The organism is Vibrio sp. OY15 (assembly GCF_000742455.1).
In the GTDB taxonomy this organism is placed as follows: Bacteria; Pseudomonadota; Gammaproteobacteria; order Enterobacterales; family Vibrionaceae; genus Vibrio; species Vibrio alginolyticus.
Genome location: NZ_JPIL01000014.1, coordinates 15177 through 37880, shown reverse-complemented (window position 1 = coordinate 37880; position 22704 = coordinate 15177). Strand labels below are relative to the sequence as shown.

Genomic DNA, 22704 nt, shown 5'->3' with positions numbered 1-22704 from the left:
TATTGGATTTATTCTGGTTGGCTTGCCGACGCGTAGACGACAAACTCCACCAACATCTCTTCTCGTGCTAACCCTGCAACCACCATGGCGGCGCGATTTGGGTACGGCGCTTCAAAATATTCCGCGTACACTTGGTTAACGGTCTTTAAGTATTCTCTGTCAGTCACATAAATCAGGACCTGCAACACCGAGTCCAAAGACTCCCCGGCACACTCCAGGGTGTGAATGAGATTGTTAAAGGTTTGACGTGTTTGTGCTTCGATACCGCCTTCCACAACCGCGCCTGTGTCATCAATAGGAATTTGAGCCGTATACAGAGTTCCGTTGTTGACTATCGCCCATTCAAGCGGCGCTTTAGAAGCAAATAGACTGGTTTTAACTGGGTGTTTTTTAGTAGGAGTATTCACGTGCCTTTCAACCTTTGTAACAGCTTTGTTTCAATATGGTTAAATGATGCACATTGACAGGCGATAAATCTAACGGTAAATTTTTGACATTTGATAAATTAAACTTATCACTCTATTTAAAATAACGTAAATAAAGGGATTAAGAGGCATTAGGGATGAGTATTAAGCTTCAACAATTAATGCATTTTGTGATGGTAGTCGAGGAAGGAGGCTTTCGAGCCGCTTCACATCGTGCAAATCGTTCTCAGGCGGCACTGTCAACATCGATAAAAGAGCTTGAAAAAATTCTAGGGCAAACGCTGTTTGAACCCGGAAACAAAACCAAATTGACCCCGTTTGGTGAAATTTGTCTTCCCAAAGTGGTTCAGTTTCTCAATATCTACAGTGCGCTGGACAACGATCTCAAAGCTGCCGCGGCCGGACAGCAAGGGAGAGTGCGAATTGCGAGCGTTCCTTCTGTTGCAGCGAAACTCATCCCTAGCGTATTGGGTGCCTTTTGCGAGCAGTATCCAAATGTAGAAGTAAGCTTGATCGATGATAACGCGGCGGGCGTCGAGGCTCGCCTACTCTCCGGTGAGGTCGACTTAGCGCTCGGTAACCCCTCTCACCTCGATGAGGGCGGCATTGACTTTACGCCGCTGTTAGCCGATCCAATAGGCGTGGTGTGTTTAAAGGACAACCCTATTGCAAGTCATCCAGAAGGAATCGAGTGGCAAACTTTGTTGGAACAACCCTTTATCCGTAACGGCACTTGTACACTTCTCGATCCAACCCCAGCAAGAGCTCTGAGTCAGCAAGCGCTCTATTCGGTCGAAAATATTACTTCGCTGTTTTCTGTCTTAGAACTTGGGATTGGTGTCACGACCCTACCGAAGCTTGCTTTCCCAACCAATGAAACACGCTTGGTTTGGATCCCGCTTATCGATCCACCACTTGAAAGGCAAATTGGTATATTTACGTTAACCGATCGCACGATCTCGCCTCAAGCTAAAGCATTTCACGATCTTTGTGTGCATTATTTAAACTATCAAAAAGAAGATAAATAATGGTTCGATTAACATGCGGATAATTAAAAGCCTCCATATTCAGAGTGGAGGCTAATTTGTATTTGTGTATTCGCTTCGTTCTATTTTTTGCGACGATTTCGGTTCTTATACACCACGCAAAAGTTACCACGCTTGGTACGACACTTTGAGCAACGTTCACAATCTACTGGTGCGCGATTGCCTTCTTTCCAACGTTTGATCAACTGTGGCTCAGCCAATAAAGGGCGTGACACAGCAAAAAATTGGATATCTGTGTTTTCTGCAATTTTCTCAATCGCATCAATGTCGCTCAGCCCGCCGACAGTAATCACCGGTATGCTAACGTCCTGACTGATCACGTGACCATATTCGTGAAAGTAACCTTCTTCTTGTAGTCTGTAACCATCGAACGTTTGACCAACAAGTTCGTTTGCTTTGCCGTGAACATTGCCAGATACGATGATCGCATCAACGCCTACTTCTTCAAGTTTCTTACAGACGACGCGAGTTTCATCGAACGTTAAACCGCCGTCAAAGAACTCTGTTGCCGTCAGTTTAACGAGGATCGGAAATTCGCTTCCAACCAGCTTTCTGGTTTCAGAGTAAATTTCTAAAAGAAAGCGCATGCGATTTTCTAAGTCACCACCATATTCGTCTTCGCGACGATTATAGTACGGGCTTAAAAACTGGTTAATTAAATAAGTGTGCGCCGCATGAATCTCTACGCCGTCAAAACCAGCGTCTTGAGCACGTTTACTCGCCAATGCGAATGCCTTTACGATGTAGTCGATTTCGTCCTTTGTCATCGCTTTGCCTTGCGTATTTGTACCACGCTCAGGCACGTCACTCGGAGCGAAGATGACACGCTCACCGACGTTATGGGTGGTTTTGGTGCCACCGTAAGCAATTTGCATCACGATTTTAGAATCTTGTTGATGTACTAGCTCTGTTAGCTTTTTGTATTCTTCAATAAAAGAGTCGTTGTAGATCCCCATCATACCTGCGTTGGGTTTCTCTTCTTCAACGATATTGGCATAACCCGTGACAATAAGCCCAACCTCCCCTTTCGCAAGCGTTTCGTAAATATCGTAAAGCTTTGCCGTCATGTGACCATCTTCGGTCGCCATGTTCTCCCACGTTGCGCTTCTCACAAAACGGTTCTTTAGGGTCATGTTGCCAATGCGGGCTTCGGAAAACAAAATGCTCAAAACCAGTCCTCTTAAAGTTGTCTTTATGTTTTATCTTTTCGCAAGTAAACAAGAACGAAAAAGGAACAGCGATACACGATGTATGGCTGTTCCTTCTCTGAATCCTTGAGACCTGCAAACTACAGGCGCACCTTAATGCCTCGGAGACGACAAAACTTTAATCTGGGTTAAGGTTTAGTGAGTTTTTAGATTATGTAAATGGATGATTCTTAATCGTGTTCATTTCACTGGAGTTAAGATGCTTCGTCACCCACTTTCAGTCGTAAAGCTTTTGTATTTCGCTAGCTGGTGATTCAACTCAAACATTCACATTGTTAGTTTGTATGCTGCTATCGGAACTAGCACTACCCCAAATGTTTACATTACAAACTATCGATATTGAATTCTCATATGGCAAATAGAGTTATTGCGCTGTTTATACTTTTTGGCTTAATCGTCGCTATCTCTTGGCATTATTACGCGTCAGCGGAAACACGCGACCCACTATGTTTTACACACTGGTTGTTTTTGCTTTTAGATATGAATACGTGATAGTGAAGCTAGAGGAGGAACAGGAAAAACAAAGGACAATAGAAAGTTAAATGACCTTACTTCTAGGTAAGGTCATTCATGCATTCAGCAGCAAAAGATATTGGCGCTTAGCAAACGCTTAGGTTTGGTTGTTACAGAGCTAGAGGAATCAACTCGACACCAAGCACACCACTAATCCCCATCACCACTAGCAGTGAGACTTTAAACACCGACTTTGACCAAGCGATGTAGTTGTTGTCATCAATGCTGCGAAAGGTCACTTTCGTCCACATAAAGCAAACAACCGCTGCAACCGCTAAGTATTCATACCCGGCTTCACCTAGTAAAAATAACCCCAATGATGCTGCTCCAAACGCCACGACATACGCTTTCATGTGTCGATGCGCTTTATGAATGCCTTCTTTAACTGGCAATACGGGAATCCCGGCTTCTCGGTAGTCTTGCATGCGGAACATGGCAATGGCATACGAGTGCGGCATTTGCCAGAGACAGAACATGGTAAAGAGTAAAATCGCTTCCAAGCTAATGAAGTTTGTTACCGCCAAGTAACCCACCAATGGCGGAACTGCGCCTGAGATACTTCCCACTAAGGTTCCATACACCGAGTTACGTTTGTACCACATCGTGTAAAAGAACACGTAATACACGTAGCCAAGCAACACGACGACAGCGGATAGTGGGTTTACTCGGATAAATAACAGTGCGGTTCCTACCAGCAATAATGCAAGTGCATAAACAAACGCAATATCGATATTGATGTTGCCTTTCACTGTTTCACGATTTCGTGTACGTGCCATCTTTTGGTCGATATCACGATCGAAAATATTATTCACCACACAACCTGAAGCGATGACTAACCCAACACCAACTAACGTCGTAACGAACAACATTAGACTGGCTGGTTCTGTTTTTGCGGCGAGGAAGAACCCCGCCGCAACAGAAATCAGGTTGCCGAAAATAATGCCCGGTTTAGTGATAGACAAATAACTTTTCAGCATACCTTGGCCTACAACTTCATGTTGACGTTCATGTTGTAGATGATCCATACCGAGCCAGCGATAAGGATAAGTACAACAATGGCGGTAAACATCAGTGATACAAGGTTCCAACGTCCGTCGGATGTTTTTGTTTCCATGTGCAAGAAGTATTTAAAGTGAACAAATATCTGCACTAATGCACATCCAAATAGAATCGCATAGGCCGTTGTATCTGGTAATGATTTCGTCCAAACAAAGTAGAACGGAATTACCGTCAGAATCAGTGAGGCAATAAAGCCTTTCACGTAATCTGACGAACTGGTTTCTACATGTTGATCCATTACATTACCCCCAGTAAGTAAACGATGGTAAAGACACAAATCCAAACGATATCTAGAAAGTGCCAGAATAGGCTTAAGCAGTTAAAGCGCATTGCCATATTGTCGTTCAGACCTTTCGTCGACAGTTGATGATACGTTACCGCTAACCAAATCAGACCAAAGGTTACGTGCAGGCCGTGCGTACCAACCAACGTAAAGAATGCCGATAGGAATGCACTTGTTTGTGGCCCATAGCCTTCTTCAATCAGGTGATGGAACTCATAGACCTCCATACAGATAAAGCCAAGACCAAGCGCGAACGTGACTAACATCCAACGTTTGAGACCAGCAACGTTGTTGCGCTTCATCGCGATAATGCCAAAACCAAATGTGATACTGCTAAACAGAAGCAGCATGGTTTCGACAAACACAAATGGGAGTTCGAAAATGTCTTTACCTGTTGGGCCCGCAATTGAATTGCTCGACAACACAGCGTATGTCGCGAACAAGGTCGCAAACAGTACACAGTCACTCATCAGGTAAACCCAGAAGCCAAATAGCTTGTTGCCATTCGTGTCATGGTGGTGATCATGGTCGTGATGTGCTGCGATATTAGTTTGCATACGTCACCTCCAGATCATCTTTACTTTCGCTGTCTTTCACTGAGTTTTTCTTCGCTTCTTCAAGCTGAGCTCGACGTTCGGCCTCAATTGCTTTGATCTCTTCAACTTCCACGTAGTAATCCACATCATCGTTATAGCTGTGCTGAATACACGTCACGATAATACCGACCAAACTTGCCGCCGCTAGCCACCAGATGTACCAAATCATGCCGAAGCCAAATAGGAGCGACCAAGCCGACACGTAGATGCCTGTTGCCGTGTTTTTTGGCATATGAATACGTTCGTATTCCACTTCTTTATTTGGATCGAACTCGCCACTTTGTTTCTGGTACCAGAAGGCATCCAGCACATCACCTTTTGGTAGGTGCGCAAAGTTGTAGAACGGCGGTGGAGACGATGTTGCCCACTCAAGAGTACGACCACCCCACGGGTCACCAGTTAGATCACGGTTTTGCTCGCGGTCACGGATACTCACGTAAATTTGGATGAACTGAGACAATACGCCCAGCGCAATCACAACCGTACCTGCTGCGGCAATCGACAACAGTGGGAAGTATTCTGGGTTGATGTCTTGGCTTAAACGACGAGTCATCCCCATGAAGCCCAGCGCGTAAAGCGGTAAGAACGCCATTAAGAAACCAATAATCCAAAGATAGAACGCGCGTTTGCCCCAAGTTTCATTCATGGTGAAACCGGTCGCTTTCGGGAACCAGTAAGTGATCGCAGCGAAACATCCAAACACCACACCACCGATGATAACGTTGTGGAAGTGAGCAATTAGGAATACTGAGTTATGCAGAACGAAATCTGCACCCGGAACAGCCATTAGTACGCCCGTCATACCACCAACAGTAAAGGTGATCAGGAAGCCCACCGTCCACATCATTGGCGTCGTAAAGCGGATGCGGCCTTTGTACATGGTGAATAGCCAGTTGAAGATCTTCACCCCTGTTGGGATAGAAATGATCATCGTGGCAATACCGAAGAAGGCATTTACGTTCGCGCCAGACCCCATCGTAAAGAAGTGGTGTAGCCAAACGACAAAGGCAAGAATCGTGATAACTACGGTAGCCCAAACTAGCGATGTGTAACCGAACAACTTTTTACGTGAGAAGGTTGCGGTGACTTCTGAGAACACACCAAAAATTGGCAAGATCAAGATGTACACTTCTGGGTGACCCCAAGCCCAAATAAGGTTGACGTACATCATTACGTTGCCGCCAAGATCATTGGTAAAGAAGTGCATGCCTAGGTATCTATCCAGCGTTAGCAGAGCGATAGTCACCGTTAGGATTGGGAATGAAATGATGATCAAAATGTTTGCACACAGAGACGCCCAAGTGAAAACTGGCATCTTCATCATTGGCATAGACGGTGTACGCATACGCAAAATGGTCGCGAAGAAGTTCACGCCTGTTAACGTCGTACCAACACCTGATATCTGCAGCGCCCAAATCCAATAGTCGACCCCGACTCCTGGGCTAGCCTCAATACCTGAAAGCGGCGGATACGCCAACCAACCGGTGCGACCAAATTCACCTAAGCCGAGAGACATGTTTGTTAGGATGACACCAACAACAAACAGCCAGAAGCTCAAGTTATTCAGATACGGGAAAGCTACGTCACGCGCACCAATCTGTAATGGCACGATGATGTTCATCAGACCAATAACCAATGGCATCGCTACGAAAAAGATCATGATCACGCCATGGGCAGTAAAAATTTGATCGTAGTGATGCGGTGGCAAGTAACCTGCTTCACCCGCAGAAGAAAGGAGTTGCTGACTACGCATCATGACTGCGTCAGCAAAACCACGAACAAGCATCACCATCGCTACTGCGATGTACATGAAGCCAAGTTTTTTATGGTCTACTGAAGTAAACCATTCATTCCACAAATATTGCCACTTTCCGGCTTTGGTCACCGCGTAAACTACGGCTAAACCAACCAGCGCCACAACCGCTAGGGTGATGACAATAATAGGTTCGTGGAATGGAACTGAATCAAGAGTTAATCTTCCAAACATTACGATTATCCTTGGTTTTCAGGCAAACAGTTCATTGAACCAGGATGCTGAGTCACAACGTCGGTGAACAAGAACGGAGGAACGCTAGAGAACAAAGTGACTGGCTCTGCGATACTTGGCGCTGCCAGTGAGCTGTATTGCTCCCAATCTTCAATACGATCAGGGCTCGCCTTCACTTTCTGCACCCAATTTAGGAACGCAGCACGATCAGACATTGCTGAAGCTGTGAACTTCATTTGCGAAAAGCCTTCGCCGCTGTAGTTCGATGCAAAACCCTTGTAGTCACCTTCGTGGTTCGCTATGAGGTTGAGCTTGGTTACCATGCCTGGCATCGCGTAGATCTGTGTACCTAAGCGAGGGATGAAAAACGCGTTCATGATGTTGTCCGAAGTCAGTTTGAACTGCACTGGCACGTCTTTCGGGAACGCCACATAGTTCACCGTCGCAATGTTTTCTTCTGGATAGATGAACAACCATTTCCAATCGAGTGACACCACTTCGATGGTCATTGGTTTAACATCACTTTCCAAAGGTTTGGATGGCTCTAGTTCATGAGTCGAACGCCATGTGATCGTCGCAAGAATCGCAATGATGATGATTGGAATTGTCCATACCACCACTTCGATTTTGGTCGAGTGTGACCACTCGGGTGCGTACTCTTCTTCAGTGTTAGAGGCGCGGTATCGGTAAGCGAAGTAAATCGTCATTAAAATCACAGGGATTACAACGATCAACATCAGCAAAAGAGCAGTAATAATTAACTCTTTTTCTTGCACACCAATGGCACCTTTGGGGTCAAGTAAAGCTGAATTACATCCTGAGAGCATAAGTATGACGGACGCCAAACTTCCCCTCGACAAGATGCGTTTATATCTTGAGGCTTCCATTAACTTTCTCGATGGTTGTCTGGTTTCAAAGCAGATGCCAATCAAAGTAAATAAGAGCTCACAAATAGCGCAGAGGTAATGTATGAGAACAAGAAAAAACTTCGATAAGTAGTTATTCTACTTACAATTTTTCAACTTCGTCATCAAGCATTTAACCAGCTAGAATGAACCGTTATTTACTACGATACGATTGGTATCAAGCCAAGAACCAGTTGTTATAGTCATTAGAATGTTTATGTGTTGAGCATGAGTAACGTCGGGCTCAGAGCGAAACAAAACGGAATTGAGTGGAGATCAAAACCACACTCTTAGTGTGAGTTTATTGTTACACTTTGAAACACTATGTTACATTTGGCGCATTATGAGGAGTAAAAAGTTAAAGCTCATTAGCCACAACTGGAAACTAACCTTCCATTAATGGAAGTTACACACTTTAAATCGAATATTAACCTCAACACGAATTTCTCGTGCTTCAACAATTAATTATTTAAAAACAAATAGTTGAAACTTAAAATTGATGAGACTGACTATCAACTTCATTTACGCAGATAGCCTTAATGAGAAGCGGAAACTAAAAAAACAAAAGTGTGATCAACATCAAATTAATGATTTCACTTAATATTTGAGTGGTATTTACATCTCTTTATTGGATTGTGAGAAATCATTCTCAAGGTAAATCCAAACATAAGTTGTAAATACATTTGGGTTGCGCAGAATTAGCACTCCACAACATAGAAAATGTTGAAAGGGAAAGAAGCTTGTCATTCCGGTCTGTGGGGCCTAACCCTGGGGCTTTACATACGAATGCCTCCATCCACTTCTAAAACCCTGCCAGTAAAGTAATCACTCTCAATAATGTATTTTACTGCATGCGCGATTTCGCTTGTTTCGCCCATCCTGCCAACTGGGATCATCTTTTCTAATCGCTCTATGGCTTCGGGTTTCATTTGCTCTGCCATCGCGGTGTGTACTACACCTGGTGCAACCGCCGCCGCGCGAATACCGTATCTTGCGAGCTCACGGGCCCATGTTGTCGCCATGGTCGCGACCGCCGCTTTAGATGCAGAATAATTGGTTTGTCCGATATTCCCTGCTCTCGCAACACTAGAAATATTGATGATAACGCCTTGGGAGCCACTCTCAATCATCTTGACGGCAGCTTCACGCCCACACAAAAATGTTCCTGTCACGTTAACGTTCATGACCAAATTGAATTGATCCAAAGACATCTTACTGATCACGCCATCTTTTGCTTTTACAAGTAACCCATCTCTTAACACGCCAGCGTTATTGACTAACCCATTGAGTTGACCAAAATCTTGGATAATCGCTTCAAACGTGGTTTCAACATCGATTTCGTTGGTGACATCCACTTGATATGTCAACGCTTTCGCACTCAGCATTCGACACTGCTCTTGTGTTTCCATTAAGCCACTGGCGTTTACATCCAATAACGCTAAATCAGCGCCAGCTTGAGCAAGGGTAATGGCCATCATTTGCCCAAGCCCCTGCCCTGCTCCTGTAATGGCAATAACACTACTTTTTATATCCATATTGGTGCACTCCATAGCTCGTAATGTTCTCTATCTCAACCAGTCTAAGTTGGCCGAAATGATGCGCGTTTTAGGTCACCATCTCGGGCTGGTTTGTCACAAAACTCAGTCTAGCCTTTCTTACTCTTGTATAACTCAAATAAGCTTGAGAAATCGAGCTCGCCGTGGCCGCTCGCGTTGTGGAAAGAATATAAGTTGCGCGCTAACGACCCCATCGGAACCGAAGAATGTGTTTGTAACGCCGCATCTAACCCCAAGCCGAGATCTTTTAGCATGAGTTTGCTCATAAAGCCCGGTTGGTAATCGTGACTGGCTGGCGCACTGTCCATCACGCCTGGGCAAGGATTGTAAAGCTCCAATGCCCAATTTCGGCCAGAGCTTTGCAGCATGATGTTTGATAGCACTTTTGGATCGAGTCCATGATCGATACCTAGGTTTAATGCCTCGCACGTACCAGACATTAAAATGCCGAGCATAAGGTTGTTACAGATTTTCGCCATTTGACCATCGCCTGCTTTGCCAGCATGGAAAACATTTTTTCCCATATACTGCAAAATCGCATTGGCTTTAGAAAACGCTTGATCCGAACCACCAACAATAAAGGTTAATGTCGCCGCTTTAGCGCCAGCAACGCCCCCCGAAACGGGTGCGTCGACAAACAACACGCGTTTATTTGCCGCTTCATTGGCGACTAATCGCGCGGAGTCCGGATCAATGGTTGAACAATCAATCATCAAGGTACTTGGCGAGACAAGATTGAGGACACCTACGCCACCGTGTAAGTCACCAAGATACACGGAACGAACGTGAGACCCTGCTGGTAGCATCGTGATGACTGTGCTAGCACCATCTACTACCTCTTCGATAGAGCTCGCCACCACCGCACCAAAAGGTACTAGTTGCTTTGCGGCTTCGCTATCGACATCGAATACTTGCACGTTAAATCCAGACGCGAGTAAGTTTTGCGCCATAGGATGCCCCATTCTTCCTAAACCGATAAATGCGATGGTACTCATGATCATTCTCCTTATTGACCTAGTGTTTGTTCACCCAAATTAGCAAGCGGATGCTCGTTATCTGACCAAAGAGAGGTAAACAAAGTATCGATAACATCTTCATCGACTTCACTGACACTGTTAAATATCCAGATCGGCTCGCCATCCCGGTCAATGAGCCGAGAACGGACGCCCTCTTTAAACTCACCTAATAAGGCACTGCGAACCGACAAACTCAACTCTAAACGGAAGCAATCTGCAAGCGGTAAGCTGTGGTACTCTTTCACTTGTCTAAAGCAAATATGCGCGGTGATCGGGCTGCCCGATGCGAACGTTTGTTTCGCGTTTTCTATCCACTGGCTATTCCCTTCGATAGTCATGATTCGCTGTGCTATCGCATTAAGATCAAAGCCTTTGCACGCTTCCTCTATCTGATCTAAGTATGGACAAATTTGCGTGGTTGGTTTGCTATCAATAACCTGTTCTTCCATTAATTGTAGTCGCGCAGTTACCAACTCTTTCGCATCTTCTTTGCCCCACTGGAGCCGCTTTAGCTCATCCAGTAAGGTGGGATACTGCTCTTCCAACAGTAACCAATCGGCCAAACCAATAGTGACAGCGTCACTTGAATTTACCATTGAACCTGTCAATCCGAGGAATAAGCCCACTTGCGGATCTATCTGGCTTAAAAACCACGTACCTCCCACATCAGGATACAGTCCGATATTGATTTCTGGCATAGCAAGGCGTGATGTTGTTGTCACAACTTTATGGCTGGTTCCCATAAAAAGCCCCATCCCACCGCCCATGACAATACCTTCTCCCCAACCGATAATGGGTTTGTTGTAAGTGTGGATGAGATAGTCACACTCATACTCCAACGAGAAATAGTTCGTACAGAACTCTACGATTTTTTCTTTACTCTCGTTATGCATGACGTGATACATAGCTCGAACATCACCACCAGCACAGAATGCTTTTTCTCCAGCGCCAGTCAGTACCACACAAGCCATATGTGGATCATCTTGCCACTTGATAAGCTGATCGTTGAGTTGGACCAACATGTCATACGTCAATGCATTCAATGAAGCGGTGTTGTCTAACGTTGCGATACCAATGCGGTGCACGCCATCTAAGCACTCTATTTCACTAATGGTTACCATCCCTGCCATGTGGCCTCCTATCGGTTTTTCCATTGCGGTGGGCGTTTTTCTAAAAAGGCGCGAACACCCTCAACTTGATCTTCCGTATCAAAAAGATTCAGAAACAACTCTCGCTCTTTCATTAAGCCGTGCTGAAGTGGCGCAGAGCGCATATTTTGAATGAGCGCCTTACATGCGGCGACAGAAGATGGCGACTGGTTCGCAACAGATTCAGCAAGCTCCATCGCTTTACTTAAAGCTTCGCCTTTGGGAACCAACTCCTCAACTAGGCCTAGTTCTTTTGCTTTGTCAGCGCTGACTTGCTCTCCACATAAAATGATGCGCTTTGCCCAACCTTCCCCCACTAACGCTGTGAGGTTTTGGGTACCACCAGCACAGGGCAAAAGTCCGACTTTGGCTTCTGGTAAAGCAAGTACCGCTTGCTCTTCAACGACTCGAATGTCACAAGCTAATGCCACTTCTAACCCTCCGCCCATGGCGTAACCATTAATGGCGGCAATGGAAACACCACGGAATTCAGAGAGCGTTTCAAAAGCTTCACCAAAGCATCGAGCCATGTCTAACGCAACCACTTTGTCACCATCAGAAAATAGCTTGAGATCCGCACCAGCAGAGAAAAACTTTTCTCCACTGCCGGTTAAAACCAATGAATAGACCTGCTTATCATCGTTAAGTGTGAGTATCAGCGATTTCAGTGCCTTGAGACTCTCTGCTGTCCACGTATTGGCTGGCGGGTTGTTCATCGTCACCACCGCAACATGATTAGCGATCGTATGTTGAATGGCTGCTTGGGTTAATGGCATATCTGAATCCTTTATCAATGAGCAAATACAATACTTTGCTAAAGCAAAGCCGAATCCTCAGAGAGCAAACGACGTGCGATGATCAAACGCATAATTTCGTTCGTTCCCTCCAGAATTTGATGCACACGTACATCTCTGAAATGACGCTCCATTGGATACTCTTTGATGTAACCATAGCCGCCATAAAGCTGCAGCGCGTGGTCGCAAACCTGAAAGCCCACATCGGTTGCAAACCGTTTTGCCATAGCGCAATAAGCCGTGGCATCCGGATCATTTCGGTCGAGCTTGCTGGCGGCATAGCGCACTAACTGCCGCGCAGCCACTAGCTCTGTTGCCATGTCTGCCAATTTGAATTGTAAGGCTTGAAACTGCGCAAGCGGTTTGCCGAACTGCTTACGCTCCTGAATATATTGTGTCGCCTGTTCAAGGGCCTGTTGAGCCGTACCGACGGAACAGGTCGCAATATTTATACGCCCTCCATCAAGCCCTTTCATCGCAAAAACAAAACCTTGCCCTTCTTCGCCCAGTAAATGGCTAGCTGGAATAACGACATTTTCAAAAGTAACCGCTCGTGTTGGCTGGCTGTTCCAACCCATTTTGGGTTCTTTGCGCCCATAGCTGATGCCATCTGCGTGAGCAGGGACAACAAATGCGGACACGCCTTTGGCACCCGCTTCTCCGGTTCGCGCCATCACGACCAAAACATCTGTCTCTCCTGCGCCAGAGATAAAGGTTTTGCCGCCATTCAGCACGTAAGTATCACCTTTTTTGCTCGCAGTTGTGGCCAACGAAGCGGCATCCGATCCCGCATTAGGCTCGGTTAAGCAATATGAACCCAACCACTCGCCAGAGACCAGCTTAGAGCAATATTTGGCTCTCACTTCTTCGTTCGAGAAACTCGCGATCATCCAACTCACCATATTGTGGATAGTCATGAAAGCGGTCGTCGACGTACAGCCCATTGAGAGTTGTTCAAAGATAATTGACGCATCCAAACGGCTTAACCCTAAGCCGCCATGTTCTTCTGGTGTGTAGAGACTGAGAAACCCCAGTTCCCCCGCTTCTCTCAATACGTCTTTGGGGAAGATCTGCTTTTCATCCCACTCCGCCGCCATCGGTGCTAAACGCTCATCGACAAATTGTTGAGCGGTATCGGCAAATGCACGTTGATCTTCATTAAGTTCAAAGTCCATAAAAGCTCCTTTTATTCACTCAGCGCAGTTGGATGGTCAGATTGGGCCCCGTTGGAATATCGTCATCAAACCAACGTGCCGTCACCGTTTTAGTCTCGGTATAAAAACGTACCGCTTGTTTACCATACGCATGTAAATCACCATAGAAACTGCCTCTCCAACCAGTAAAGGAGAAAAATGGTAAAGGGACTGGAATAGGCACATTGATCCCAACCTGACCGACTTGAATGTCATGCTGATATTTTCTCGCAGCAGCGCCATTAGCCGTAAAAATGGAAGTGCCGTTCCCGTATGGGTTGCGATTCACCAACTCAATGGCCTCTTGCAACGTTTCGACTTCCATACAAACTAAAACAGGGCCAAATATCTCTTGCGTGTAAATCGACATATTCGCTGTTACACCGCTAAACAAGGTTGGGCCAATCCAGTTTCCATCGGGAAAGCCTTCCACTTCACACTGACTGCCATCCAGTTCACACACTGCGCCTTGTTGTTTGCCATCTTCGATTAGGTCCAATACGCGTTGTTTGGCTTGCTCACTGATCAGTGGGCCATAAGCAGCCTGTTCATCATCCCAAGGCCCTGGGTGTACTTTCGCCATCGCCAGTTTCAGGTCTGCAATCCATTGTTTTGAATCGCCGACAAATACCGCAACAGAAATCGCCATACAGCGTTGCCCCGCAGCCCCTACGGAGGCTCCGATTAGGTTATTCACCACTTGATCTTTGTTTGCATCAGGCATGATCACCATGTGATTCTTTGCACCAGCAAAAGCTTGAACCCGTTTAAAATGTTTAGTCCCTGTGGTGTAGATATAACGGGCAACGGGAACCGAGCCAACAAATGACACCGCTCGAATATCAGGATGAGCCAGAAGAAAGTCGACTTGCTCTTTGCGGCCATGAACGATCTGCAACACTCCTTTCGGCGCGCCAGCTTGCTCAAATAGTTCAGCTAAACGAATAGAGGTCAATGGCACTTGTTCGGAGGGTTTGAGCACAAACGTATTGCCCGCAGCGATAGCGATTGGGAACATCCACAACGGAATCATGGCTGGAAAGTTAAACGGCGTGATCCCACAACACACACCTAAGGGCTGAATCATTGAGTAACTATCAATATCCGTGGCAACGTTTTCGACGGTTTCTCCCATCATGTTGCTAGCAATGTTTGCAGCCTGCTCAACAACCTCGATACCACGCCACACATCGCCTTTGGCATCCGCTAAAATCTTACCCGTTTCATGAGAAAGCAGTGTGGCAAGCTCATCATGATGATCTTTGAGCAAGTGCTGATAACGCAGCATAACTCGGGCACGCTCGGATATTGCCACTTCCTTCCAAGATTGGAATGTCTCTTTCGCATTATCAATGGCGGCTTCCATCTCGTGCTCTGTGGAACATGGAACGTACGCAATGACATCATTAGTGGCGGGATTGGTTACCTCAACCCAATCCGATGTTTGAGATTCACGAAACTCGCCACCAATAAACAAGGGAACCAAACGAGTCATCATTTACTCCTTTCTGATTTCAATTAAAGCGGTATTTCAATGCCTATCGCCGTGGCTTCTCCACCACCGATACAAAGTGACGCAACACCCCGCATCACTTTTTTGGCTTCGAGATCACCATTGGTGCCTAGCGCTTGTAGCTGACGCAAACTGTGAATCAATGTCACCAGAATTCGTGCGCCACTAGCCCCTATCGGATGCCCAAGTGCACAGGCTCCACCTTTAATATTTACTTTGCTCGTATCAAGCCCAAGTTCCGCCACCGCTATTTGTGTCACGACGGCAAAGGCTTCATTGATTTCCCACAGGTCCACTTCATAAATGGACCAATCTAGCTGGAACAGCAGTTGCTCAATTGCGTAGATGGGTGCCAAAGTAAATTCTGCAGGTTTTCTGGCATGTGTAGAGTGCGCCTTGATGATCGCAAGTGGTTTAAGCCCCTGATGACGCGCAGTGTCTTCATCCATAAGCACAAGAGCCGCCGCGCCATCTGAAATGGCACTCGAATTAGCAGCGGTCACCGTACCTTTTTCATCGAATGCAGGTTTGAGTTGAGGAATTTTACCAAGGTCAATCGAGCGTGGGGGCTCATCGTAGTCCAGCTCCGCTTGTTCTGACTTGGTATTGAGTGAAACCGGCGAAAGTTCATCGGCAAACAAGCCTCGCTCTTGAGCTTCCAACGCACGTTTTGCCGACATCACGGCCCATTCATCCATTTGCTCTCTGGTGAACTTAAGCCTGTCAGCGACTTGCTGAGCATAAACACCCATTAAGTGCCCTTCGTAAGCATCTTGTAGCCCATCGAGAAACATGTGGTCATACGCAGACTGGTGCCCCATACGCATTCCCTTTCTCGCCTCCCTCAGCAAATACGGCGCATTGGTCATACTTTCCATACCACCAGCAATGGCAGAGCGAATCGTTCCAGCTTTAATGAGATCGTGCGCTAACATGACGCTCTTCATGCCAGAGCCACACACTTTGTTAATGGTGGTGCACCCTACACCCAAAGGAAGATCTGCCCCCATAGATGCTTGCCTCGCAGGAGCTTGTCCACACCCTGCTGGAAGCACACATCCCATGAACACTTCATCCACCGAAGTCACATTCACTTCGTGCATTGCCGCCTTGATCGCCAGTGCGCCTAATTGAGGAGCAGAGTAAGTTTGCAACTTGCCTTGAAAGCGCCCAATTGGCGTTCTTTTCGCGCTGACAATCCAGATGTCTTTTCCCATGATTCGCATTCCCTTAAGGTATATGTGAACACTTGGCAGACTGATGACACCCTACATAGAATTACTCACCAAGCGCCACACCAGCCTTTATCGCCTTTTTCACTAACAAACTTTCATTCCGCGATTTCTTGACGTTTACGTAAGCATAGCACTAGCCTTTACAATGAGATGAAAAAACACACCAAGCAGACGTTTATATTTCAAAGTTGATGTTCGGCCTTCCCATTTAAGGTTCGATTTCCAGAAACTGGATTTTTATTCGAGGTAAGTATGTTATGGAAAAATACAAGATCAGTGACCTCGCCAAGGAGTTTGATATTACTACTCGCAGTATCCGGTTTTATGAAGACGTGGGTCTGATTGAACCAGAGCGAAAGGGCAATATGCGCGTTTATCAACGCAGGGATAGAATTCGCCTCAAACTGATTTTAAGAGGGAAACGACTCGGTTTTTCGTTGGCAGAAATTCGAGAACTTTTCGAGCTCTACGACATGCAACAAACCGAAGGACAGTTATTGAAAATGCTCAATATCATTGAAGAGAAACAAGCCGTCCTACAGCAACAACTCAACGACATCAGCGTCGTTATGGCAGAGTTGAATGCCGCTAAGGAGCGTTGTATTCAAACACTCAAAAGCAAGCAGACATAAACGCTATACTCAATTAGCAACACCGCTACAGGCTTTTCCACCTTACCTCTGATACCGGGAGACGTTATGAAAAGCACCTATACCCCACTCAATTTCGGACTTGGTGATACCATCGATATGCTCCGAGAACACGTTAATGCCTTTGCTACGGAACATATTGCGCCCATCGCCGCTGAGATAGACCGCGATAACCAGTTCCCGAATCATTTATGGCCTTTGTTGGGAGAAATGGGGTTGCTTGGTGTGACCGTCGATGAAGAGCTTGGTGGTGCAGGCATGGGATACCTCGCTCACGTTGTTGCCATGGAAGAAATCAGCCGTGCCTCTGCGTCTGTCGCTTTAAGCTACGGAGCTCATTCTAACCTGTGCGTCAACCAAATCTTTCGTAACGGCACACCTTCTCAACGCGAAAAGTACCTTCCAAAACTCATTGATGGTACGCACGTTGGCGCCCTAGCGATGAGTGAGCCCAATGCCGGTTCAGACGTGATAAGCATGCAACTGAAAGCGGAAAACAAGGGCGACCATTTTGTACTGAATGGCAACAAAATGTGGATAACAAACGGGCCCGATGCTGACGTAGTGGTGCTTTACGCTAAAACGGATGTCAGCGCAGGTTCACGTGGCATTACCGCATTCATTATTGAACGTAACTTCGCAGGTTTCACTCATGCTCAAAAGCTGGACAAACTAGGCATGAGAGGCTCGAATACTTGCGAACTTATATTTAACCATTGCGTAGTGCCAAAAGAGAATATTCTTGGCGAGTTGAATCAAGGCGTCGAGGTGTTAATGAGTGGGCTGGATTACGAGCGCGTCGTCCTCGCTGCCGGACCACTCGGGATAATGCAAGCTTGCATGGACATTGTGGTCCCGTACGTACATGAACGAGAGCAGTTTGGAAAATCCATTGGCGAGTTTCAGTTAGTTCAGGGCAAGATCGCCGATATGTACTCTCGAATGAGTGCAGCAAAAGCGTATGTATATACCGTCGCAGCGGCTTGTGATCGAGGTAACGCAACACGCAAAGACGCCGCTGGCGCGATTTTGTACAGTGCAGAACTCGCCACACAAATGGCACTCGATGCAATACAACTGCTCGGTGGGAATGGCTACATCAATGAATACCCTGCTGGTCGTTTGCTACGTGATGCAAAGCTTTATGAAATCGGCGCGGGTACCTCAGAGATTCGCCGCATGTTAATAGGCCGAGAACTGTTCGAAGAATCTCGCTAACGGAACATACGACAAGGAAGTCATTATGGCCATTATCAAAAGTAAAACTAAGCCAACTGACGAGTTATTTCTTTCCAATAAAGCTGCGATGGAAACGTTGGTCACTCAACTGAATCAACACATCGATACCATCAAACAGGGAGGCGGTGAAAAAGCCATTCAGCACCAGAGGCAAAAAGGAAAACTCCCAGCCCGAGAACGCATCGCGCGCTTGCTTGATGACAACACTGACTTTCTTGAAATCAGCCAGTTTGCCGCCTGGCAGGTGTATGACGAAGCGATCCCATGCGCTGGCGTTATCGCCGGCATTGGTATCATAGAGGGAATTCAATGCATGGTTATCGCCAACGATGCTTCGGTAAAAGGTGGAACCTACTACCCACTCTCGGTAAAAAAACACCTAAGAGCGCAAGAGATTGCCCAACGTTGCCAACTCCCCTGCGTGTACTTGGTGGACTCCGGTGGCGCAAATCTCCCTCATCAGTCCGACGTCTTCCCCGACAAAGAACACTTTGGTCGCATTTTCTTTAACCAAGCGAGAATGTCAGCGAAAGGCATTCCCCAAGTTGCTGTTGTGATGGGGCTTTGCACTGCTGGGGGCGCGTACGTTCCTGCCATGGCGGATGTCTCCATTATGGTTAAAGAGCAAGGCACCATTTTTTTGGCGGGGCCACCTTTGGTGAAAGCGGCCACTGGCGAAGTCGTGACGGGTGAAGAGCTCGGCGGTGCAGACGTGCATTGTCGGAAATCTGGTGTCGCAGATTATTACGCTGAAAATGATGAACATGCCCTAATGCTTGCGAGAGAAGCCATTGCCAATGCCAATAGAACAAGACCTGTTAAGCCAGAAAACACCGTACTTCCTCCCCGCTACGACGCAGAAGAAATCTACGGAATCGTGAATGCAAACTTACGACTGTCATTCGACGTTCGAGAAATTATTGCCCGCATCGTCGATGATTCTGATTTCGACGAATTCAAAGCCTTGTACGGCAGAACGCTAGTGTGTGGCTTCGCTCGTATTCAAGGACACTTGATTGGTATTGTGGCAAACAACGGTATCTTGTTTTCTGAATCGGCACAAAAAGGCGCGCACTTTATTGAGCTGTGCGCCAAACGGAAAACACCGCTTCTTTTTCTCCAAAACATTACCGGCTTTATGGTCGGAAAAAAGGTTGAAGAAGAAGGCATCGCAAAACATGGCGCCAAGCTAGTGATGGCCGTCGCTTGTGCTGACGTGCCGAAGTTTACCGTGATCATCGGTGGATCGTACGGCGCTGGTAATTACGGCATGTGCGGCCGAGCGTATGATCCAACCATGATGTGGATGTGGCCGAACGCGCGTATTTCTGTGATGGGCGGAGAACAAGCAGCAGGCGTTTTAACACAAGTTCGAAAAGACGCGAAGGAACGTCAGGGGGAAGCGTGGTCAGAGCAAGAAGAGCACATTTTTAGAGAATCGATCATAGACTTGTATGAAACACAAGGACATCCCTATTTTGCGAGTGCTCGGCTATGGGATGACGGAATTATTGACCCTAAAAAAACGCGTCAGGTGTTGAGTCAAGCGTTAATGGCAGCATTAAACGCCCCCATTCCTGATAGCGAGTTTGGCGTCTTCAGAATGTAAACATCCAAAGATGAATTAAGGAAGTAAGTATGCAGGAAATGCAACCAAGCATTATTCCCAACGCCCAAAGGCAAGATGATGTTCTTTGGCATGTCGATGATAATGGCGTAGCGACCATTACCCTAAACAGAGCAGCCAAACACAATGCTTTTGACGCTTGTACGATCGACTTGCTGATCCACCGCCTAGATTATCTCGCTTTACGAACGGATGTGCGGTGCTTGGTATTAAGAAGTAACGGTAAGCATTTTTCATCCGGGGCCGATTTGAATTGGATGCAGTCGATGGCCGACAGCACGAGGCAAGATAACTTCGTTGATGCCCAAAACTTGGCAAGACTCATGGAAACACTAGATTCGTTCCCTCAACCCACCATCGCAGTTGTTCAAGGTTCCGCTTATGGTGGTGCTTTAGGGTTGATTTGTTGTAGTGATATCGCCATCGCAAGCCAAAGTGCCAACTTTTGCTTAAGTGAAGTTAAGCTTGGTTTAGTTCCAGCGACCATTGCGCCTTACGTCATGCGCGCGATGGGGAATAGACAAGCTAGACGCTATATCTTAAGTGGTGAAGTCATTTCAGCCGAAGATGCCGAACGGTTTGGTATTGTGCACGAAGTGAAAGAAGCCAAACAGCTTGAAAATGCGGTCGATAGCGTAATCAAGACGTTGCTACTTAATAGCCCAGATGCGATGCGTAAAGCGAAAACGCTCTGCCATCAATGTCATCAAAACCCCATCGATCAACAACTGATTCACTATACTAGCAAGCTCATTGCGGACATTAGAGTATCACCCCAAGGTCAAGATGGGCTGCAAGCGTTTCTTGAAAAGCGTAGCCCAAGTTGGGTCACAAGTCACAGGACAAGTAATGCTACCTTCCAAAGTAAAGATTGTCGAAGTAGGTCCTAGAGATGGGTTGCAAAATGAATCTCCTGTTACGACCCAGACTAAAATCCGGCTGATCAACTTACTCTCTGATACTGGGCTAACGCATATTGAGGCGGGCTCTTTTGTTTCGCCCAAATGGGTGCCACAAATGGCGGACTCAACAGAGGTCATGAAAGCAATAACAATGCGAAATCATGTTACTTATTCTGCCCTGACACCAAACCTAAAAGGCTTAGAACAAGCGTTAGAGGCTGGTGTCAATCAGGTCGCGATTTTCACTTCATCCTCAGAAGGATTCTGCCAACACAATATCAATTGCTCGATTGCAGAAAGCCTAACTCGCTTCGAACCTGTAATGCGATTAGCCACCAAACACGGCATCCCTGTTCGTGGCTATCTATCCTGCGTTGCCGACTGCCCTTACGATGGCCCGACAGCCCCTAAACAAGTGGCGAGCGTGGTCAAATCACTCATCGATTTAGGGTGTTATGAGGTGTCTCTAGGCGACACAATCGGTACAGGCACGCCAAACCGTATCGCTGCTATGCTAGAAGCCGTCATGTTGGTTGCACCTCTTCCCCAGCTTGCTGTCCATTTCCACGACACATGGGGACAAGCTCTCACCAACATTTATCAGGCACTGAGTATGGGCATCAACACCATCGACAGTAGTGTAGCTGGGCTGGGTGGATGCCCATACGCTCATGGCGCATCAGGGAATGTCGCAACGGAGGATGTACTATATTTATGCCAAGGATTAGGAATAGAGACGGGGATCGACTTAGATCTACTGGCTAAAGCTGGCTGGATGATCAGCGAAGAGCTGGGTCGGCAGCCTACATCAAAAGTGTCATTAGCATTGCGTAACCGCGTATTATCACTTTCGTAGAAGGCCATCCGGCACCTCAAATTCTCCCAACCCAAGTTAATTTGCTCTACTTTCGAGTAGGGAAGCGAAACCGCCCGCCAGTACGATAAATAATTAGAGAAAATAAGATAAGCACACAACCTACTAGTTTATTTGCCGTTAGCACTTCGCCATACCACAGCACGCTCAGAATAACCGTCCAAACTGGTTCTAATATCATAATTAGAGCAGCGTTACCTGCCTGAACAAATTTTTGCCCCATGGTTTGCATTACGTAACGCAAGCTCGTCGCTAATAAGGTACTCAACGCAAACCACCACCAAATAGAGGAGTCAACCTCTGCCGGGAAAGATTCCATAAAAAATGAAACCAACAAACCTAAGCAACCTGCTGAAAAAAGTTGCACGCAAGTAAGCAGCAGCACAGGTAGTTTTTGAGAGTATTTGCTGTTCACATTAAAATGAAGCGCCAAAACCAGTGCTGCACCAAGAAACCACAATTGACTGGCCGATTGTTTCCAGCCACCAACTAAAGAAAGACAAGCAAGACCTAATACAGCGATAGGCAAAGAAAGCCAGAAAATTCGTTGTGGTCGTTGACGAAACATAACCCATGCAACAATCGGCACAAACAGCATGGAAAGGCTCATGATAAATGCGCCCTCCCCGAGAGTATCACTGATAGAAATAGCGTAAATCCATGTCATAACGGCACTGCCTAACAGGAGCCCGACACCACCAGCAGAAAGCACATCTTTTAAGTTTGCTTTCAGCAAAGGTCTGTAACATAGAGGCAGTAAGCAGAGCGAAGCGATAGTAAATCGCGCCCCAATAAAGCCAAAAGGTGGTAAACCCTGTATTGTTTCCTTAGAGAATATCCAGCCAAGTGCCGCGATCATCGTCGTCGCAACCAGAATAACCGTCGCTTTACGTTCTGAGTTAAACATAAGTACTCACAAAATATGGAACACACAA

21 protein-coding genes are annotated in these 22704 nt (G+C 46.5%); 6 read left to right on the top strand and 15 right to left on the bottom strand.

Annotated features, from left to right (window positions below; genetic code table 11):
* Positions 1-8: 8 nt before the first annotated feature.
* Positions 9-407, bottom strand: a complete 399-nt coding sequence (locus IJ23_RS17830; protein WP_005375789.1) for a RidA family protein — start codon at positions 405-407, stop codon at positions 9-11.
* A 155-nt stretch (positions 408-562) separates the two neighbouring features.
* Between IJ23_RS17830 and IJ23_RS17825 the strand changes: the two genes are divergently transcribed.
* On the top strand, positions 563-1453 hold the full coding sequence (locus IJ23_RS17825; RefSeq protein WP_005375788.1) for a LysR family transcriptional regulator: 891 nt from the start codon (positions 563-565) through the stop codon (positions 1451-1453).
* Positions 1454-1533: 80 nt separating this feature from the next.
* On the opposite strand, the gene IJ23_RS17820 is transcribed toward IJ23_RS17825, so the two are convergent.
* The 13 genes from IJ23_RS17820 to IJ23_RS17760 all read right to left on the bottom strand — a co-directional run bounded on the left by IJ23_RS17820 (position 1534) and on the right by IJ23_RS17760 (position 16459).
* Positions 1534-2640, bottom strand: coding sequence for an NADH:flavin oxidoreductase (locus tag IJ23_RS17820; protein ID WP_033906956.1), 1107 nt, complete (start codon positions 2638-2640; stop codon positions 1534-1536).
* 662 nt (positions 2641-3302) lie between these two features.
* The gene (gene cyoE, locus IJ23_RS17815) at positions 3303-4217 is read right to left on the bottom strand and encodes a heme o synthase (RefSeq protein ID WP_033906955.1); all 915 of its coding nucleotides are present in this window, start codon (positions 4215-4217) and stop codon (positions 3303-3305) included.
* Positions 4178-4489: a cytochrome o ubiquinol oxidase subunit IV gene (gene cyoD / locus IJ23_RS17810; protein WP_033906954.1), complete on the bottom strand. Its 312-nt coding sequence runs from the start codon at positions 4487-4489 to the stop codon at positions 4178-4180. The genes cyoE and cyoD overlap by 40 nt, the downstream gene beginning before the upstream one ends.
* Positions 4489-5091 carry a cytochrome o ubiquinol oxidase subunit III gene (gene cyoC, locus IJ23_RS17805; protein ID WP_033906953.1) on the bottom strand — a complete coding sequence of 201 codons (603 nt, stop codon included), beginning with the start codon at positions 5089-5091 and terminating at the stop codon, positions 4489-4491. The genes cyoD and cyoC overlap by 1 nt, the downstream gene beginning before the upstream one ends.
* Positions 5081-7117, bottom strand: a complete 2037-nt coding sequence (cyoB, locus tag IJ23_RS17800; RefSeq protein ID WP_033906952.1) for a cytochrome o ubiquinol oxidase subunit I — start codon at positions 7115-7117, stop codon at positions 5081-5083. Before cyoB ends, cyoC begins: the two co-directional genes overlap by 11 nt.
* Positions 7118-7122: 5 nt before the next feature.
* Positions 7123-8004: a ubiquinol oxidase subunit II gene (gene cyoA, locus IJ23_RS17795; RefSeq protein ID WP_005388604.1), complete on the bottom strand. Its 882-nt coding sequence runs from the start codon at positions 8002-8004 to the stop codon at positions 7123-7125.
* 794 nt (positions 8005-8798) lie between these two features.
* Positions 8799-9557: an SDR family oxidoreductase gene (locus IJ23_RS17790; RefSeq protein ID WP_005375778.1), complete on the bottom strand. Its 759-nt coding sequence runs from the start codon at positions 9555-9557 to the stop codon at positions 8799-8801.
* Positions 9558-9667: 110 nt separating this feature from the next.
* Positions 9668-10573 carry a 3-hydroxyisobutyrate dehydrogenase gene (gene mmsB, locus IJ23_RS17785; protein WP_005375775.1) on the bottom strand — a complete coding sequence of 302 codons (906 nt, stop codon included), beginning with the start codon at positions 10571-10573 and terminating at the stop codon, positions 9668-9670.
* 11 nt (positions 10574-10584) lie between these two features.
* On the bottom strand, positions 10585-11724 hold the full coding sequence (locus tag IJ23_RS17780; RefSeq protein ID WP_033906951.1) for an enoyl-CoA hydratase/isomerase family protein: 1140 nt from the start codon (positions 11722-11724) through the stop codon (positions 10585-10587).
* 8 nt (positions 11725-11732) lie between these two features.
* Positions 11733-12518 carry an enoyl-CoA hydratase gene (locus IJ23_RS17775; RefSeq protein WP_033906950.1) on the bottom strand — a complete coding sequence of 262 codons (786 nt, stop codon included), beginning with the start codon at positions 12516-12518 and terminating at the stop codon, positions 11733-11735.
* 38 nt (positions 12519-12556) lie between these two features.
* Positions 12557-13711, bottom strand: a complete 1155-nt coding sequence (locus tag IJ23_RS17770; protein ID WP_033906949.1) for an acyl-CoA dehydrogenase family protein — start codon at positions 13709-13711, stop codon at positions 12557-12559.
* Between the two features lie 19 nt (positions 13712-13730).
* Entirely contained in the window at positions 13731-15224 is a 1494-nt protein-coding gene (locus tag IJ23_RS17765) for a CoA-acylating methylmalonate-semialdehyde dehydrogenase (RefSeq protein ID WP_033906948.1), read from the bottom strand.
* 23 nt (positions 15225-15247) lie between these two features.
* Positions 15248-16459, bottom strand: a complete 1212-nt coding sequence (locus IJ23_RS17760; protein WP_033906947.1) for an acetyl-CoA C-acyltransferase — start codon at positions 16457-16459, stop codon at positions 15248-15250.
* Positions 16460-16734: 275 nt separating this feature from the next.
* Between IJ23_RS17760 and IJ23_RS17755 the strand changes: the two genes are divergently transcribed.
* The 5 genes from IJ23_RS17755 to IJ23_RS17735 all read left to right on the top strand — a co-directional run bounded on the left by IJ23_RS17755 (position 16735) and on the right by IJ23_RS17735 (position 21751).
* Entirely contained in the window at positions 16735-17109 is a 375-nt protein-coding gene (locus IJ23_RS17755) for a MerR family transcriptional regulator (RefSeq protein WP_017821195.1), read from the top strand.
* 66 nt (positions 17110-17175) lie between these two features.
* Entirely contained in the window at positions 17176-18345 is a 1170-nt protein-coding gene (locus tag IJ23_RS17750) for an isovaleryl-CoA dehydrogenase (protein ID WP_033906946.1), read from the top strand.
* A 25-nt stretch (positions 18346-18370) separates the two neighbouring features.
* Complete coding sequence (locus IJ23_RS17745) at positions 18371-19975, top strand: carboxyl transferase domain-containing protein (RefSeq protein ID WP_033906945.1); 1605 nt, start codon at positions 18371-18373, stop codon at positions 19973-19975.
* A 29-nt stretch (positions 19976-20004) separates the two neighbouring features.
* Positions 20005-20883 carry an enoyl-CoA hydratase-related protein gene (locus IJ23_RS17740; RefSeq protein ID WP_050550109.1) on the top strand — a complete coding sequence of 293 codons (879 nt, stop codon included), beginning with the start codon at positions 20005-20007 and terminating at the stop codon, positions 20881-20883.
* Positions 20843-21751 carry a hydroxymethylglutaryl-CoA lyase gene (locus IJ23_RS17735; protein WP_033906944.1) on the top strand — a complete coding sequence of 303 codons (909 nt, stop codon included), beginning with the start codon at positions 20843-20845 and terminating at the stop codon, positions 21749-21751. The genes IJ23_RS17740 and IJ23_RS17735 overlap by 41 nt, the downstream gene beginning before the upstream one ends.
* A gap of 46 nt (positions 21752-21797) precedes the next feature.
* Here IJ23_RS17735 and IJ23_RS17730 read toward each other — a convergent pair whose 3' ends face one another.
* The gene (locus IJ23_RS17730) at positions 21798-22676 is read right to left on the bottom strand and encodes a DMT family transporter (protein WP_005375761.1); all 879 of its coding nucleotides are present in this window, start codon (positions 22674-22676) and stop codon (positions 21798-21800) included.
* Between the last annotated feature and the right edge of the window lie 28 nt (positions 22677-22704).

Excerpts from the sequence above, each read along its gene's own strand:
- IJ23_RS17730 (WP_005375761.1), bottom strand. The coding sequence starts at position 22,676 with ATGTTTAACTCAGAACGTAAAGCGACGGTTATTCTGGTTGCGACGACG.
- IJ23_RS17750 (WP_033906946.1), top strand. The coding sequence starts at position 17,176 with ATGAAAAGCACCTATACCCCACTCAATTTCGGACTTGGTGATACCATC.
- cyoB (WP_033906952.1), bottom strand. The coding sequence starts at position 7,117 with ATGTTTGGAAGATTAACTCTTGATTCAGTTCCATTCCACGAACCTATT.
- IJ23_RS17825 (WP_005375788.1), top strand. The coding sequence starts at position 563 with ATGAGTATTAAGCTTCAACAATTAATGCATTTTGTGATGGTAGTCGAG.
- IJ23_RS17770 (WP_033906949.1), bottom strand. The coding sequence starts at position 13,711 with ATGGACTTTGAACTTAATGAAGATCAACGTGCATTTGCCGATACCGCT.
- cyoE (WP_033906955.1), bottom strand. The coding sequence starts at position 4,217 with ATGGATCATCTACAACATGAACGTCAACATGAAGTTGTAGGCCAAGGT.
- mmsB (WP_005375775.1), bottom strand. The coding sequence starts at position 10,573 with ATGAGTACCATCGCATTTATCGGTTTAGGAAGAATGGGGCATCCTATG.
- IJ23_RS17775 (WP_033906950.1), bottom strand. The coding sequence starts at position 12,518 with ATGCCATTAACCCAAGCAGCCATTCAACATACGATCGCTAATCATGTT.
- IJ23_RS17760 (WP_033906947.1), bottom strand. The coding sequence starts at position 16,459 with ATGGGAAAAGACATCTGGATTGTCAGCGCGAAAAGAACGCCAATTGGG.
- IJ23_RS17755 (WP_017821195.1), top strand. The coding sequence starts at position 16,735 with ATGGAAAAATACAAGATCAGTGACCTCGCCAAGGAGTTTGATATTACT.
- IJ23_RS17735 (WP_033906944.1), top strand. The coding sequence starts at position 20,843 with ATGCTACCTTCCAAAGTAAAGATTGTCGAAGTAGGTCCTAGAGATGGG.
- cyoA (WP_005388604.1), bottom strand. The coding sequence starts at position 8,004 with ATGGAAGCCTCAAGATATAAACGCATCTTGTCGAGGGGAAGTTTGGCG.
- IJ23_RS17780 (WP_033906951.1), bottom strand. The coding sequence starts at position 11,724 with ATGGCAGGGATGGTAACCATTAGTGAAATAGAGTGCTTAGATGGCGTG.
- IJ23_RS17740 (WP_050550109.1), top strand. The coding sequence starts at position 20,005 with ATGCAGGAAATGCAACCAAGCATTATTCCCAACGCCCAAAGGCAAGAT.
- IJ23_RS17790 (WP_005375778.1), bottom strand. The coding sequence starts at position 9,557 with ATGGATATAAAAAGTAGTGTTATTGCCATTACAGGAGCAGGGCAGGGG.
- IJ23_RS17765 (WP_033906948.1), bottom strand. The coding sequence starts at position 15,224 with ATGACTCGTTTGGTTCCCTTGTTTATTGGTGGCGAGTTTCGTGAATCT.
- IJ23_RS17745 (WP_033906945.1), top strand. The coding sequence starts at position 18,371 with ATGGCCATTATCAAAAGTAAAACTAAGCCAACTGACGAGTTATTTCTT.
- cyoD (WP_033906954.1), bottom strand. The coding sequence starts at position 4,489 with ATGGATCAACATGTAGAAACCAGTTCGTCAGATTACGTGAAAGGCTTT.
- cyoC (WP_033906953.1), bottom strand. The coding sequence starts at position 5,091 with ATGCAAACTAATATCGCAGCACATCACGACCATGATCACCACCATGAC.